At 59.4% G+C, this 16,120-nt stretch carries 12 protein-coding genes; 6 read left to right on the forward strand and 6 right to left on the reverse strand.

The window, feature by feature from the left end:
- Positions 1–69: 69 nt before the first annotated feature.
- Both ND528_RS13070 and ND528_RS13075 read right to left on the reverse strand, forming a co-directional pair.
- Positions 70–4,206, reverse strand: a complete 4,137-nt coding sequence (locus ND528_RS13070; protein ID WP_263470486.1) for a CheR family methyltransferase — start codon at positions 4,204–4,206, stop codon at positions 70–72.
- Positions 4,207–4,391: 185 nt separating this feature from the next.
- Entirely contained in the window at positions 4,392–5,744 is a 1,353-nt protein-coding gene (locus ND528_RS13075) for a lysozyme inhibitor LprI family protein (protein ID WP_212616930.1), read from the reverse strand.
- A 217-nt stretch (positions 5,745–5,961) separates the two neighbouring features.
- On the opposite strand from ND528_RS13075, the gene ND528_RS13080 reads away from it, so the two are divergent.
- From ND528_RS13080 to ND528_RS13095, 4 genes are all read left to right on the forward strand, one after another.
- Positions 5,962–7,566: a tetratricopeptide repeat-containing response regulator gene (locus ND528_RS13080; RefSeq protein ID WP_016773603.1), complete on the forward strand. Its 1,605-nt coding sequence runs from the start codon at positions 5,962–5,964 to the stop codon at positions 7,564–7,566.
- Entirely contained in the window at positions 7,563–8,255 is a 693-nt protein-coding gene (locus ND528_RS13085; protein ID WP_016773604.1) for a sensor histidine kinase, read from the forward strand. The genes ND528_RS13080 and ND528_RS13085 overlap by 4 nt, the downstream gene beginning before the upstream one ends.
- Before the next feature lie 249 nt (positions 8,256–8,504).
- Positions 8,505–9,746, forward strand: coding sequence for a glutamine synthetase family protein (locus ND528_RS13090; protein ID WP_212617050.1), 1,242 nt, complete (start codon positions 8,505–8,507; stop codon positions 9,744–9,746).
- 69 nt (positions 9,747–9,815) lie between these two features.
- Positions 9,816–11,204, forward strand: coding sequence for an MFS transporter (locus ND528_RS13095; RefSeq protein ID WP_263470487.1), 1,389 nt, complete (start codon positions 9,816–9,818; stop codon positions 11,202–11,204).
- A gap of 73 nt (positions 11,205–11,277) precedes the next feature.
- Here the strand turns inward: ND528_RS13095 and ND528_RS13100 are convergent, their stop codons facing one another.
- From ND528_RS13100 to flgA, 4 genes are all read right to left on the reverse strand, one after another.
- Positions 11,278–12,024, reverse strand: coding sequence for a flagellar brake protein (locus ND528_RS13100; protein WP_137213935.1), 747 nt, complete (start codon positions 12,022–12,024; stop codon positions 11,278–11,280).
- Between the two features lie 92 nt (positions 12,025–12,116).
- Entirely contained in the window at positions 12,117–12,584 is a 468-nt protein-coding gene (locus ND528_RS13105; protein WP_041479278.1) for a flagella synthesis protein FlgN, read from the reverse strand.
- Positions 12,585–12,632: 48 nt separating this feature from the next.
- Complete coding sequence (flgM, locus tag ND528_RS13110; protein ID WP_042607188.1) at positions 12,633–12,959, reverse strand: flagellar biosynthesis anti-sigma factor FlgM; 327 nt, start codon at positions 12,957–12,959, stop codon at positions 12,633–12,635.
- Positions 12,960–13,121: 162 nt separating this feature from the next.
- A complete protein-coding gene (flgA, locus tag ND528_RS13115) occupies positions 13,122–13,883 on the reverse strand; it encodes a flagellar basal body P-ring formation chaperone FlgA (RefSeq protein ID WP_073472167.1) in 762 nt (253 codons plus the stop codon).
- 82 nt (positions 13,884–13,965) lie between these two features.
- Between flgA and ND528_RS13120 the strand changes: the two genes are divergently transcribed.
- Together ND528_RS13120 and cheR are read left to right on the forward strand one after the other, a co-directional pair.
- Entirely contained in the window at positions 13,966–14,898 is a 933-nt protein-coding gene (locus tag ND528_RS13120; protein ID WP_016773611.1) for a chemotaxis protein CheV, read from the forward strand.
- Between the two features lie 46 nt (positions 14,899–14,944).
- Positions 14,945–15,772, forward strand: coding sequence for a protein-glutamate O-methyltransferase CheR (gene cheR, locus ND528_RS13125; protein WP_016773612.1), 828 nt, complete (start codon positions 14,945–14,947; stop codon positions 15,770–15,772).
- Positions 15,773–16,120 lie beyond the last annotated feature (348 nt).

A 16,120-nucleotide genomic window follows, 5' to 3' on the forward strand; every position in this document is an offset into this window, starting at 1 on the left:
TCAAAAACGAAAAGCCCCGCCTCACTTGATTGTGTGGCGGGGCTTTTTGCGTTGGAGCGCTGGCGAGCTCTACAGCAACTCCGAGCGGCGCAACGCCTCGATGGTTTCAATCAGGTCGTCGTACGCCACCGGTTTGCCCAGATGCTGATCGAATCCGGCTTCACGGGACTTCTGCATGTCGCTCTGAGTGCCATAACCGGTGAGGGCGATCGCCGGTACGTTTTTCACCAGTGGCAGCTTGCGCAGGGCAGCCATCAGTTCATAGCCGGTCATGACCGGCATGCCGAGGTCTGAGATGATCAGATCGAAGCGCGTGCTCTCAGCGGCTTTCAGCGCTGCCACCGGATGATCGAAGGCCGTTACGTCGGCGTCTTCCATCTCCAGCAGCAGCTTCAAGGTCTCCAGCACTTCCGGCGAGTCGTCGACCAGCAGAATGCTCAAGCCATCGAGCTTGCCGGAAACCGGTTCAACCTCGGCTGTTGCAGCGGTTTCTTCGACATCAGTCGACAGCGGCAGGCGAACGGTAAAGGTGCAACCGGCGCCGAGCCCCGGCGAAGTAACCTTCACCGTGCCGTGCTGGGCTTCGGTCAGTTGCCGCACCAGTGACAGGCCGATGCCCAAGCCTTCACGTTGATGGTTGGTGTGCTGTTTTTCCGCCTGGCCGAACAGATCGAAGACGTGTTCGAGGTTTTCCGCTGCGATGCCGACGCCGTTATCCTTGACGTCCAGTTGCGCCATTTTCCCGCTCTTGCTGGCGATCAACTCAATGCGCCCGCTCGGTGGGGTGAACTTCAGCGCATTGTTGACCAGATTCCAGATGATCTGCTCGACCCGTGTCGGGTCGGCATGAATGATCAACGGTGCTTCAGGCAATTGCAGGTCGATGCGCGTGGCGTGCTGCTCATTGAGCACTACCGTGTGTATGTCACGCAGAACCGCGCTCAGATCGACACGCGCCAATTGCAGTTTGAGCTTGCCGGTGCGCACCCGTGCTACATCAAGCAGGTCGTCGATGATCCGCGCCTGACTGTTCACGGCATCGCAGATGGTATTGACCGCTTTGGTCGCCGGGCCGGCAGTACGGATCATCGGCAGGCGCCGCAGCAGTTCGGCGTTGAGCTGGATCAGGTTGAGCGGGTGCTTGAGTTCATGGGACATGACCGCGAAGAACTCATCACGCAGGGACACGGTATTGCGCGTCTGCGCCAGTTCCTTGCTCTGTTCATCCTGCTGGCGCTTGTGTCCGGTCAGGTCGCGGGCGATTTTTACATAGCCCTGCAAGCGGTCGCCGCTGAGCCTGGTGACCTCGCCGCTGCAGAAGAATCGGCTGCCATCCTTGCGCACATGCCAGCGCTCATCCTCCGAGCGGCCGTGCTGGCGGGCGGTGGACAATTCGCTTTCAGCCATGCCGGCAGCACGGTCTTCGGCTGTGAAGATGAAATCGTAGTACTGACCTTCGGCCTCGTTTTTGCTGTGGCCAAAGATCAGTTCAGCGCCTTTGTTCCAACTGGTGATCGCACCCATTTCATCGAGGATGATAATCGCGTAATCACGCGTACTCTCAGCGACCAGACGCATGCGTTCTTCGCCCAGGCGCAGCTCTTCCTCGGCTTCGCGGCGTTTGCTGATGTCGATGAAGGTCAACACGGTGCCGTCGATGTGGTCTTCGCTGGAGCGATAAGGCAGCAAGCGGGCGATGTACCAGCGGTTATCGGTACTGTTGACCTCGCGTTCGATCATGTTCAGCGATTCGAACACTTGCGCCGCGTCCTCGGTCATCGCGGGGTAATTCAGGCGATGGGTGATATCCAGCAGTGAACGGCCGGTGTCTACCGGCAACATGCTGAAGATGTCGGTGGCGCGCGGCGTGAACCATTTGATGCGCATGCTGCGATCGACGAACACCGTAGCAATGTCGGTAGAAGCGATCAGATTGGTCAGATAATCGTTGATCTTGTCGGTTTCTTCGACTTTGGTCTTCAGCTCGTAATTGACCGTCAACAGCTCTTCATTGATCGACTGCAACTCTTCCTTGCTGGTCTCGAGCTCTTCGGTGGCCGAGCGCAATTCTTCGTTGATCGCCTGCATCTCCTCGTTGGAAGCCTTGAGCTCTTCGCTGGAGATTTCCGACTGTTCGATGGTGTCCTGCAAATGCAATTTGGTGCGTTGCAGCTCACGTTCCAGGTTCGAGAGCACTTGGCTTTCAGTCTGCAGCACCGTGGTCAGCGCCTGCTCGTGCGCGTCGATCTCCGTTTCATCGAAGGTCACCAGCACGCACTCGCTGTCGAAGTCGTCGTCCTTGTACGGCTGCGCAATCAGCGTGATGCGGTACTGGCGCTCCTCGCGCTTGAGCAGCACTTCACGCGAGCACACAGTGAGGTTGCTTTGCTGCACCTGGAACAGTGTCGTGCGAATTTCCAGGCGCAGTTCCGGCAGGATCAGCGTCAGCAAGTTGCGTGACAGCTCGCCGCCGACATGCCGCAGGAAACGCCCGGCGGCTTCGCTCATGTGAAGAATATCGGCATTGGTGTCGACGATGATGCTCGGCGGGGCGAAGCGTTCTATGGCGCGGCGGTGGATATCGGCAAACGACAGCTTGACGGGCTCGATGGCTTTCGATGGCGGTCGGGAAACGCTGGTGCGCATGTAACCGCCACGTGGCATGGTCGGGGTGCGACGGCTGTTCGGGGTACCGGTCTTGGCGCGGAAGATGCGGTTGCGCTTGTCCACTGGCGCGAACAATTCATGGCAGGCATCGGCGCTTTCAGAGGTGCCGAGAAACAGGAAACCGCCCGGTCGCAGGGCAAAGTGGAACATCTGCAGGATTTCCCGCTGCACCTCGCGATCCAGGTAAATCAGCAGATTGCGGCAAACGATCAGGTCGATCTGCGAGAACGGCGGGTCGGACAACAGGCTGTGCTTGGCGAACAGCACTTTCTCGCGGATTTCCTTGCGAATCCGGTAATGCTCATTGTCCTTGACGAAATAATGTCGCAAGCGGGTTGGCGGTACGTCGGTAACGATGGCTTGCGGGTAGGTGCCGGCGCGGCCGGTGGTGATCGCGCGTTCGTCGATATCGGTGGCGAACACTTGCAGGTTGGCCTTGCTGCTTTGTACCTGCATCTGATCGTCGAGCAGGATCGCCAGGCTGTAGGCTTCCTCGCCGGTCGAGCAACCGGCAGACCAGATGCGCAGTTCTTCTTTTTCCGACGAGTCGGCAACCGACTGCACCAGTTGCGGCAGCACATCGCGCTCGAGGGCTTCGAAGGCTTCGCGGTCACGGAAGAAGTTGGTCACGCCGATCAGCATATCGCCGAGCAAGGCCTTGGCTTCTTCCGGGGTATTTTGCAGGTAGTTGTAGTAAGCGCTGAGGTCAGACTGGCTGGTGACCTGCATGCGCCGCTCGATGCGGCGCAGCACGGTGGCGCGCTTGTAGTGTTTGAAATCGTGACCGGTGCTGCTGCGCAGGTACAACAGGATTTCATGCAGGCGTTGTTCGGCGATCGACGCCTCGTGTTCGTTTGCAGGCTTCAAGGCTTTCAGGTCGGGATCATTGGCGCTGGGTAATTTGATGTTCTGAGAGTTGCGCCACAGCTCCATCAGTTTCTGCGGCATCTCGACCACTGGCAGTATCAGATCGACCATGCGCGTCTCGATGGCGGCGCGCGGCATGCCGTCGAACTCGGCGTCTTCCGGCACTTGTACCAGCGTCACGCCACCCTGTTCCTTGATTCGCGACAAGCCCACCGCACCATCGGAGCCGGTGCCTGACAACACCACGCAGAACGCCCGCTCACGGTGCACATCGGCCAGATCGCGAAAGAACAGGTCGATGGCCGTGTGGCGCGCCTGCGGCGAACCGGCCGTGCTGACCCGCAGATAGCCGTCGTTCATCGACAGCGAATGCGCTGGCGAGATCACGTACACACAGTTCTTTTCGATCGGCACCGGCTGCGTCACTTGCAGCACCGGCATGCGCGTCGATTCCTGAATGATCTGGTCGGCGATGCTTTGGTGATCGGGCGACAGGTGCAAAATGATCACGAACGCCATGCCACTGTCCTTCGGCATATGCTCGAAAAACAGCTTGATCGCTTGCAGGCCGCCCGCCGAGGCGCCGATGCCCACCACCGGGAAATTCAGGTGGCTGGGGGTCACATCCTTGCGCTCGGGCGCAGAGGGCGAGGCAGGGGTTTTCGAGGTCATCACTTCGGCCTTTTTTTGTGGCGGTACAAGCGTATCGCGGACGTCCGGGGGCGCAGGTAATTGAGCAGAATAAACCTCATTTGGGGATCTGCCTGCATTTTTGAAGGACAAATGTGCTGTCTGTGTCTTTGACCTCCGGCGATTGGCAACCGTGCCGATTATTTTGCCGGTGTGATGATCGGTGGTCAGTCGTCGTTGATTTCGACTTTGCCAAGGCTCCCGCTGACCTCGGTAACATGCCGGCGGCCGTAGACTTCGTAGCTAGTCCCGCTGGCCTCGACGCCCGGCTTGCGCACGGCCAGTTGGGCGAATAACCCAGCCTTTTCGCTGTAGCTGCCGAACCAGTTGACCAGCGCCCCGATGTAGCATTCGCCGCCAATCATTACCGGCAGGTCGGTGATCTTTTCGATGGCATAGTGCGTTGGGCCGTAGCTGTAGTAATCGCCGTCTCCGGTACCCGTGGGAGGAATTGGGCAAAGGGGCGAGGTATTGGTTGAGTCGGGGGCGGCTTTCATCGCTTGAGTGACGGCGTGGTCGAGTGCCGCGTGCAAATCCGCTTCGAGGTCATAGGTGCTGGTGCCGTCTTCTTTATGTTGCGTGGTTGGCACTTGCAGGGAGTAAGCGTAACGCACGGACACCGTCGGTACCTGACGGTTGATCTTCAGCGGATTGAGCAGGTACAGATTATCGACACCATAGGCGCCGTTTCGGTAAGCGGCATAAATTCTGTCGTGAAGCCTGATCCAGCTGATTGCCTGATTGGCGCCACGGTCGTTGGTGTAGAACAGCGAGCTTTCCGGCTCGACCGATCTTTTGACAAACCGCTCGCCCGTTCGGCGCCAGGTTTCCACGTAGGTGAACAAGCCAGTGCCGCCTGCGTATGTGTCGACGATAAGGTCGCGCTGGCCATCATTGTCCAGATCCAGCAGTGCGTAGGAAGTCCGTCCGGTCTCGGCGGCGCCTTCAATGCGTGAGGCGTTCAATGCTTTCCATTCGTCCTCGCTCACGCCTTTGGGGCGCGACTTGGGGAAGTGGGTTTGCTCGCCATAACTGTCGACTGGATCGCCCGCGAATGATGTCTGCGAAGACTCGAAAGCCCGTGCGGCCAAGGCATGTTCCAGCGCAAATTCCGGGTGCTTTTTGCTCTCGGCACGAATGCTTTCCTGCAGATCGTTCATCGCCTGAAGATCCACGGCGTCCGGCTGCCACATTGCGGCTCGCGTCCACTGTGCCTGCAATGCTTGCAGGCGCTGGCGGTAGCTGCCATCCAGGCAAGCGACATCGACTGCGCAGGCATTGCGGGTTTTTAGCCAGGCGCGCTGGGTGCGCTTGAGCTCAGGTTGCGTCGCTGTGGCAGTTGTCATCAGTTGGCGATACTGCGTGCCCATTTGCGCGTCGAGCTCATAAAGCGGTTTATTCGCGCAAATCGTGTTTTCCACGTCGTTCGCCGCTTTGGTGCAGTCCATTGCCGCCGCACGCATTGGCTGGATAAACAGCAGCAAAAAGGCCGACAGGATGTAGCGTCCCTTGATGTACACGATTCAGTCCCTATGAAAATCCTTGAGCAGGCGCGCAGAGTAATACTCCAGGCAACATTCTTGAAGCATCACCCTCAGGCCCGGGCATTTTTGGCCGATAACCCGAACGGTGAGTTCAGACTCCAGCGAAATCGCTTGATGGCGCATGGCCTCCAGCTATCATCTGCGCGCCTGAAATCGCCTCGGTTCGTTTTCTTCAATTGCCTGGAAATCCTCGATGTCGTCGTATCACCAAAAAAGCTTTCTGATCGTCGATGATTTTTCCGATTTCCGCAGTTCCGTGCGTTCGATGTTGCGTGAGCTCGGCGTCAAGGATGTCGATACTGCCGACACTGGCGAGCAGGCGCTGAAGATGTGCTCGCAGAAGTCCTACGATTTCATTCTTCAGGACTTCCATCTCGGCGACGGCAAGAAGAACGGCCAGCAGGTGCTCGAAGACCTGATGTCGGAAAAGCTCATCAGCCACGAAGCCGTTTTCGTCATGGTCACCGCTGAGACCAGTCAGGCGATGGTGCTCAGTGCGCTGGAGCATGAGCCGGATGCGTACCTGACCAAGCCGTTCAACCGTTCCGGACTGGCCCAGCGCCTTGAGCGTCTGGAGCAACGCAAGACGTTGCTCAAACCGATTCTGCAAGCCCTCGATCGCGGTAAGCCGGTCGAGGTGCTCAATGCCTGTATTGCCCTGTGCAAACAGGACATCCGCTATTCGCCGCTGTGCCTGCGCTACCGCGCCGATGCGCTGCGCGACATGAATCAGAACGAAGCGCTGGAGCGACTCTACGACGGCATCATTGCCGACCGTCCGTTGCCGTGGGCCTTCGCTGGATTGGGCAAGTTGCTGTTCAAACGCGGGCAGGTCTCGCAGGCCAAAGAGGTCTATGAAAAGGCCTTGAAAGTGTTCCCGATGATGCCGGCGCTGTATGACGGCATGGCTGATGTGCTGGTGGCCGAAGGCGACAGCAAAGGCGCGCAGCGGGTGCTCGAAGAAGCGATCCGTCTGTCGCCGCTCGCGGTGCGCCGCCAGGCTTTGCTCGGCAAATTGGCCATGGCCAACGAAGATTTCGAAACCGCCTCGCGTGCTTATCGCCAAGCGGTAGCGCAGGGCGCGCAGTCGCGTTTCAAGGACCCGGAAAGCAATCTCGGCCTGGCGCACGCGCTGATCAGCAAGGGCAGCGATCGCGGCCTCGACACGCGCACGCGGCTGGAGATCAACACCACCCTCAGCGCCGTGGCCAAGGAGAATCCGAGCGATCCCGGCCTGCAAATTCGCGCGCGTCTGATGAAGGCCACCAGCCTGTTGCTCAACGACGCCGAAACCGCTGACAAACTCACCGAACAAGCGCTGATGCGCCTCGATGGCATGGAGCAATTCATGAGCCCCGAGGCGGCGTTGCTGGTGGCCAAGCAGTTGCAGATGCTCGGTCAGGCCGAGGCGGGCACTTCGATGCTCAAGAGCTGCGCAGAGATCTACGGTGATGACCCGGCGGTGATGAAAGACATTGCCAAGCTCACCGACGATCCGACCATTCTCAGTTCGAGCAACGCTGCGGCCGATCTCAACCGCCAGGGCGTGCGCGTGTACAAGACCGGCAATCTGGTCGAGGCCCGCGAGGTCTTCCGCAAGGCGCTCAAGCTGCAACCGAAAAACATCAGTATTGCGCTGAACCTGGCCCAGTCGCTGCTGCACGGCACCGACACCAGTGTGCCGTCGGCGGAGCTGGAAGAATGTCGGGCCTGCCTGAAACTGGTGGGCCTGATGCCCGACACCGACGCGCGTTTTGCGCGTTATCAGAAGCTGAAAAGCAAGGCGTTTGGCGAATGAACCCAATTGATCCGGCGCTGGATTTTTCCACGGTGATTGCCTCCACCGTCCACGACATGAAGAACTCCCTGGCCATGCTGATGCAGGCGCACAGCCAGTGGCTGGCGCGTCTGCCGAAAGAGCTGCGCGACGGCTCGGAGCAGGGCGTGATCGACTTCGAGTTCGCCCACCTCAACGGCATGCTGGTGCAGTTGCTCGGGCTGTACAAACTCGGCGTGAATCAGTTGCCGCTGCAGCCGGCGTATCACGAACTCGACGATTTCATCGAGGCGCAACTGGCCGCGCATCAGGAAGTGTTTGCCAGTCGCGGCATCATCGCCACCTATGAAGTCGATCCGTTGAGCCCGCTGGGTTTCTTCGATCGCGAGCTGATCGCCTCGGTGCTCGGCAACTGCATCAACAATGCGATCCGTTACGCCCGCGAGTCGCTGCTGATTACCGTCAGCGACGAAGCCGGGCAACTGGTGCTGAGCATCAATGACGATGGCGACGGCTATCCAGCAGAGATGCTCGAGCGTCAGGCCGATTATGTGCAGGGCATCAATCACAGCAGCGGCAGCACCGGCCTGGGCCTGTATTTCGCCAATCGCATCGCCGCGCTGCATCAGCGCAACGGCGTGGAAGGGCGCACCGAAATCAGCAATGGCGGGCCGTTGGGTGGTGGGGTGTTCAGCCTCTACCTGCCCTGAGGTCTCTTGCACTCGTCAGCTCCTACGCAGCTCCTACGGGTTCTGCAGGATAGGGATTTTTGTGGGCGCTGCTTGATATTCCGAACAGGCGAAGCCTATTTTGTCCGGGTCGCCGTTCGCGGCTCGCACAATAACAAGGATTGCGTCATGACAACCGATGGCCAGGGTTCACTCGCGCAGCGATTGACCGGCATTGATGAGATTGAATGTGTCACCCCGGATCTGAACGGTGTGCCACGGGGCAAGGTAATGACCGCCGAGGGTTTCCTCGAGGGGCGGCGTTTGCAGTTGGCGCGGGGTGTGCTGCTGCAATGCATCATGGGCGGCTATCCGCCGGCGCGGTTCTACGGCAGCGATGACGGCGATCTGGCGCTGGTCGCCGATCCTGCGCAGATTCACCGCTTGCCCTGGAGCGACGAGCCGCGCGCCATGGCGATTTGCGACGCTGACGAACTGAGCGGGGAGAGCTCCAGTCTCTCGACCCGTGGCCAGCTCAAAGCGGTCATCGCCCGTTACGCTGCGCACGGCCTGGCGCCGGTGGTGGCGACCGAACTGGAATTTTTTGTCTTCGCACCCAATACCGATCCGACCCAGCCGTTCCGTCCGCCAGTCGGCCTCGACGGCCGCCGCGAGGACGGTTTGTCGGCGTTCAGCGTCAGTTCCAACAACGGTCTGCGGCCGTTCTTCAGCGAAGTGTATAAATGCATGGCGGCCCTCGGCCTGCCGCGCGACACCTTCATGCATGAAATGGGCGTCAGCCAGTTCGAGATCAATCTGCTGCACGGCGACCCGCTGCTGCTGGCCGATCAGACGTTCCTGTTCAAGCACTTGCTCAAGGAAGTCGCGCTCAAGCATGGCCTGAGCGTGGTGTGCATGGCCAAACCGCTGGCGCATACGCCGGGCAGTTCGATGCATATTCACCAGAGCATCGTTGAGATCGGCAGCGGCAAGAATGTATTCACTGACTCGAACGGCGAGCCGACGTCGATGTTCCGCCACTTCATCGGCGGACAACAGGCAGGCCTCGCCGATTTCACCGCACTGTTTGCGCCCAACGTGAATTCCTATCAGCGCCTGTGTCATCCGTACGCGTCGCCGAACAATGCCTGTTGGTCCCATGACAATCGCGCCGCCGGCTTGCGTATTCCCGCCAGCTCGCCGGCCGCACGTCGGGTCGAAAACCGCTTGCCGGGCGCCGACGCCAACCCTTATCTGGCGATCGCCGCCAGTCTGGCTGCGGGTTTGCATGGCATCGAGCAGGAACTGGAGCCGAGCGCGGCAATCCAGGGTGAGTTCGCCGTGCCGGATAATCTGGCCTTGCCGTGTACCTTACACGCCGCGCTGGAGCGTCTGAAACGTAGCCAGTTGGCGAGGGAACTGTTCGGGTCGGAGTTCATCGAAGGCTACATCGCTTCGAAGACCATGGAGTTGACCAGTTTCTTTGATGAAATCACTCCCTGGGAGCGCCGTGTGCTGGCCGCCCAGGCCTGACGTATCGCTGCTGCCGGGCAGTCGTTCTGACCGCCCGGTATTTACTGCAAGGAGCCGCTCGGAACGCCGATGCGCCAAATCTGGAAATCCTTTCGAGCGCTGTATTTCGCCTCGCTGATGATGTTGATCGGCTCAGGTCTTCTCTCTACTTATCTGGCTTTGCGTCTGGCCGCCGACAACGTCGACGGTTTGTGGGTCGGGGCGCTGATGGCGGCCAACTATTTCGGTCTGGTGCTGGGCGGCAAGATCGGCCATCGCCTGATTGCCCGGGTCGGGCATATCCGTGCGTACTCGGCGTGTGCCGGGATCGTCGGCGCGGCGGTGCTCGGCCATGGGCTGGTGGACTGGCTACCGGCGTGGCTGGTGCTGCGGACGATCGTCGGTCTCGGCATGATGTGCCAGTACATGGTCATCGAGAGCTGGCTCAACGAGCAGGCCGACGCCAATCAGCGCGGGCTGGTGTTCAGCGGTTACATGATCGCCTCGTACCTGGGCCTGGTGCTGGGCCAGCTGATTCTGGTCATGCACCCTGGGCTCGGCCTGGAACTGCTGATGCTGGTGGCGCTGTGCTTTGCCCTGTGTCTGGTACCGGTGACGCTGACCCGGCGGATTCACCCGGCGCCATTGCATCCGGCGCCGATGGAGCCGCGCTTCTTTATCAAACGGGTGCCGCAATCGCTGAGCACGGTGCTCGGCGCCGGTCTGATCATTGGTTCGTTTTATGGTCTGGCACCGCTGTACGCCTCGCAGCAAGGGCTGTCGACCGAGCAGGTCGGTCTGTTCATGGGTAGCTGCATTTTTGCCGGTCTGCTGGTGCAGTGGCCGTTGGGCTGGTTGTCCGACCGCTACGACCGCGCGCTGCTGATTCGCTGCTTTGCCGGGTTTCTGGCGGTGGCGGCGTTGCCGTTGGCGATCATGCCGCAGGTGCCGCTGGAGGTGCTGTTCGTCGTCGGTTTCTTCTGTTCGCTGGTGCAATTCTGCCTGTATCCGCTGGCGGTGGCGTTTTCCAACGACCACGTCGAAGGCGATCGCCGGGTGTCGCTGACCGCCATGCTGCTGGTGACTTACGGCGTCGGCGCGAGCATTGGGCCGCTGCTGGCGGGTGTATTGATGAAGTTTCTCGGCAGTCAGAGCCTGTATGCGTTCTTCAGTTTCTTCGCGTTGGTGCTGGTCTGGCGGATTCGTCCGAAAGCAGTGACCAACCTGCACCAGGTCGACGACGCACCGCTGCATCACGTGGCGATGCCGGACAGCATGTCGAGCTCGCCGCTGGTGGCGGCCCTTGACCCGCGTGTCGACGAGCAGGTGGTGCAGGAGCAGATGGTCCAGGACCCGGCGCCGGTCACTCCTGAGCCTGAGCCTGAGCCCGAAGCGCAGCCGGAAGCAGTCGTTGAAACCGAACTGGACAGCGGCAATGACGATAAGCCTGCGCCGGATATCAGCGGTGGCAGGCCCTGAATCGAAGGTAAACACCGGCGCATAAAAAAGGGCAGCCCTGTGCGGGACTGCCCTTTTTTTTGATCGCTGCGACTCAGAGATCGTCTTTGTCAAAACGCCGTGCTTCACGTTGCAACTGGTAAACAAAACGCTCGACGTTGCGCGCAGCCTGGCCACTGATGTTGTGGAAGCGCAGACCGGCGAAGGTGATGTTGAGTTTTTCTTCGAAATGCAGATAGCGCAGCTCCACCGACGTTGGCTGATTGCCGAACAGCGGCGGGGCGATCAGACGATCGTAGACCTGGCCCAGTTGCAGGCGATCAGTGATGTCGCCTTCGAAGCGGAACTTGCAACCGGTCGCGGAAATATCCAGCAGCTTGCCGTGGATAGGCGCCTTGAGCTTTTCGCCGCCCAGTTCGACGCTGACCAGATCGGTGAGTTTCAGCGCAGCGCGGAAGGCGTTACGGCGCTGGTGGTAGACCACTTCGCTCGGCAGGTCGCCGGTGTAGAAACGGTCGCCGTCGGATTCTTCGATGTTCAGCGTGCCGTTGCATTCCCAGGCAATCCGCACGCCGTCATGAAAGCCTTCGACCTTGAACGGTTCGCCAGCCTGGAGGAAGCGCTCTCCATCGCGCGGGATCATTTCGTCCAGCGCAATCGTTGCGGTTTCGCGGTCGACCTTGATCAGGTAACTCTGAAAACGCTGGCTGCGTTCATGGAAGGTGATGATCAGCGGATCGTGGCTGTCTTGCAGCTGGCGCAGATTGCTGGAGATTTCCAGTGGCGTGGTGAGCACCTTCGGAGGCTGCGGAGCATCATCCGCGCTTAGGGTGTTGGACACGGTTCTTCAATCTCCAGACAAAATAAGACTACGGCTGGCCAGTATTTTGCCAGCATGTTGCGCAAGTGGATAGTGCAGGGTCAGCGAATGGCTCATGCCTGGCTGAGCGTTCGCGGCTTGACCGGTTTGGCAAAGGTGCCGCTGGCGTCGTAAAGCGCTGGCGGCTCGCCGCCGGTGAGGATTTTCAGCTGATTGGCCGTGGTCGCCTGCTGGATCTGGATCGACTGGCCATTCTTGACGTTGGCAGCCTGGCACTGGGCGATCAGCGCGGTCAGGGCGTCGCCCTGGGTTAGCAACTGGTCGCCAATGCTCGACTGGCTGGCCAGTTGCTCGAGACCTGTGCGATCGGTCGGCAGGTTGAGGCTGGCGAGGATTTCGCTGCGCTTGCGGCCATGCTGCTCGAGCAGAATGATCAACGCTTGCTTGGTCGCCAGAATTTCTTCCAGCAACGGCATGTCACGACCATGCAAAGCGAGGGATTCGGTTTGCAATAACTCCAGCAATTGTTGCGCTGGAGCAAAGTCGTCGTTGATCAGTTGCAATAAGTTAGTGTCGTGCATGGCTGGCCTTGGGGTTTAAGCGTCCAAAAGCCTGGCGCCGGCAAAAGCCTAGCGCTGGGCTTCGAAGTTGAGCAGTTTGCTGGCTACACGGTTGCTGTCGACTTTATAGCTGCCATCGGCAATCGCGGCTTTCAACTCGGCCACACGGGCTTTGTCGACAGCAGGCTGATCGCGCAGCTTGTCAGTGACCTTCTGCAACTGTTGAGCCTCATTGCTGAGGTGTACCGATTCCCCGCTTTTGGCGGCACTGGCCGGTTCGGCCTGAGTATTCAGCGGTGCGGAGGGGCTGTTTTCAGCGCTTTCCTTGGCGTTGCTGGTACGTGTGCTGCCGGTTAGTGACGAGGAACTGTTCAATCGGTTGAAATCGATAACCATGATAAAAAACCTCTGGGAATTTGGACGCTTGCCATGTTTTCGGCTATCCCCTGAAAAACTTTAGGCCCAATCAACCATAAGCTTGCATGCGCCGTTGCGAGACCTGCTGCGGCACAGTTTAGGGAAGCGACGGGATCGGCGCCAGTTTTCTCCACGAGGCTTTTACATGGCCACTTCGACCTGTCCCGGCGCAATCACCTGCGCCTTGATAACTCTTTGAGAGTTAAGGTTTTTTACTCGAATCTGTTCTTTCATGCCGCCATTGGAGAGCGCTTCCCCCGGCATGCGTACGGCAAGGGTGCCGCTGCGCGCAGTGATCACCACCTGGTCACCCTTGCGCACCACTTCGGCCTGTTCCAGATGCACCAGGGTGATGACCTGATCGGCGACCGTTGGTCGGGTAAGTTTCTGCCCGATCGCTTCGTCGACCGAGGTCAGGAAACCCTGATTGATCGTGCTGACGTCGCGCTCGCGCAAGGTCACGTCCTGCGGCTCGATAATGCCGGCGCGTTTCAGCGGACGAGTGGTTGTCACGATCTCGCGAAACAGGCGGACTTGAGCGGGTACGAACACCGTCCAGGGCGAACTGCCTTCGCAGCGAACCTTCACCGTGACGCGGCCCAGCGGGCGTGCCGGGCTCTCCAGCGTGGCTGTCAATTCCTTGTCGCACATGGGCATGCGCATGCGCGGGTCGAGCTGGTTCACTTCGATTTCGTAGCGGCCTTCGGTTTGACTGGAAGCCAAATAGTCTTCTACGGTGAATTCAAGAAAGCCCTGAGTCACGCCGATAAGCATATCAGGCAAGGTAACCGCATCTGCATGGGCAGGACTGCCAGCAAGCAAGCAGCAAACGGCGGACACCGCGCAAAGCCCTTTGCGAAGGGAGGATGTCAGGCGTCGGGAAAATGTCGTTTGAGCGTTCATACGAGTTAAAAAGCAAGCGCCGTGCCGTTTAGCAATGAATGTGCGTCGCAACAACACTTGGCGTTGGTGTAGGAGTCTGGGCATGGCTGGTGTAATGGATTCGGTGAACCAGCGCACGCAACTGGTAGGGCAGAATCGCCTCGAGCTGCTGTTGTTCCGTCTCGACGGGCCGCAGCTCTACGGGATCAACGTGTTCAAGGTACGGGAAGTGTTGCAATGCCCGTCGCTGACGTTGATGCCCAAATCCAGTCCTGTCGTGTGCGGGGTAGCGAATATACGGGGAGCGACCATTCCGATCCTGGATCTGGCAATGGCAACGGGCTCCGGTGCGTTGAAAGACAAGAACAGTCCGTTCGTGATCATCACGGAGTACAACACCAAGACCCAGGGTTTCCTGGTCCGCTCGGTGGAGCGCATCGTCAACATGAACTGGGAAGAGATCCATCCGCCGCCCAAGGGCACCGGTCGCGATCACTACCTGACGGCTGTGACGCGGGTCGACAATCAGTTGGTCGAAATCATCGACGTCGAGAAGGTGCTGGCCGAAGTGGCGCCGACGCCGGAAGCGATTTCGGTGGGCGTGGTCGATGTCGAGACGCAGACCAAGGCGTTGTCGCTGCGGGTGCTGACGGTCGATGACTCGTCGGTGGCGCGCAAGCAGGTTACCCGTTGTCTGCAGACCATCGGTGTCGAAGTGGTGGCGCTGAACGACGGCAAGCAGGCGCTGGATTACCTGCGCAAGCTGGTCGACGAGGGCAAGAAGCCGGAAGAAGAGTTCCTGATGATGATTTCCGACATCGAGATGCCGGAGATGGACGGGTACACCCTGACGGCGGAAATCCGCGGCGACGCACGCATGCAAAAGCTCCATATCATCCTGCATACTTCGTTGTCGGGGGTATTCAATCAGGCGATGGTCAAGAAAGTCGGTGCTGATGACTTCCTGGCCAAATTCCGTCCTGATGACCTCGCATCCCGGGTAGTCGACCGGATCAAAGCAGCAGATATCAGCTAGGGGCCTTCTGCCCCTGGCGGTCAACACGATTTAAGAGGCGGCATCATTGTCTACGGGTAATTTGGATTTCGAACAGTTCCGGGTCTTCCTGGAAAAAGCCTGTGGCATTCTGCTCGGTGAAAACAAGCAGTATCTGGTCTCGAGCCGTCTCAACAAACTGATGGAGCAGCAAGGCATCAAGTCCCTGGGTGAGCTGGTACAGCGCATCCAGACCCAGCCGCGCAGCGGTTTGCGCGAGCAGGTGGTCGATGCCATGACGACCAACGAAACCCTGTGGTTTCGCGACACCTATCCGTTTGAAGTCTTGAAGAACAAGGTACTGCCGGAAGCGATCAAGGCCAGCCCCAACCAGCGTCTGCGGATCTGGTCGGCGGCCTGCTCGTCGGGACAGGAACCGTACTCGCTGTCGATGTCGATCGACGAGTTCGAGCGCAGCAACCTGGGTCAGTTGAAGATGGGCGTGCAGATCGTTGCCACCGATCTGTCGGGCCTGATGCTCAACAACTGCAAGACCGGCGAGTACGACAGCCTGGCGATCGGTCGTGGCCTGTCGCCGGAACGCCTGCAACGCTACTTCGACCCGAAAGGGCCGGGGCGCTGGGTGGTCAAGGCGCCGATCAAGAGCCGGGTGGAATTCCGCTCCTTCAACCTGCTCGACAGCTACGCAGCGCTGGGCAAGTTCGACATCGTGTTCTGCCGCAACGTGCTGATCTACTTCTCTGCCGAAGTGAAGAAGGACATCCTGTTGCGCATTCACAGCACGTTGAAGCCGGGCGGGTATCTGTTCCTTGGCGCTTCGGAAGCGCTGAACGGATTGCCGGATCATTACCAGATGGTCCAGTGCAGCCCGGGGATTATCTACAAGGCGAAATAAGCGGTTTGCGGCAATACAGAAACGGGAGGCCTTCTAAGCCTCCCGTTTTTATGCCCGAATTATTTTCCACGAACACCACAAACCCTCTGTGGGAGCGAGCCTGCTCGCGAAAGCGGTCTGTCCGTAAGACAGTTGGCGCCTGACACGCCGCCTTCGCGAGCAGGCTCGCTCCCACAGGGATCTGCGCTGACCTGGCAACGACGGCAAGCGGCAGAAAAGCGGCATCCGGCGGTAACCGGTTGCCGCTTTTCTGGCATTGCCGCTTAGCCTGTTCGGCGCAAAGCCCCGGAATACGGGGGTTCCTCCATTTGGCACGGCGCTTGCTAAAGCTCAGATACGAAAAACCGG

It is taken from the genome of Pseudomonas mercuritolerans (assembly GCF_025706525.1).
GTDB lineage: Bacteria > Pseudomonadota > Gammaproteobacteria > Pseudomonadales > Pseudomonadaceae > Aquipseudomonas > Aquipseudomonas mercuritolerans.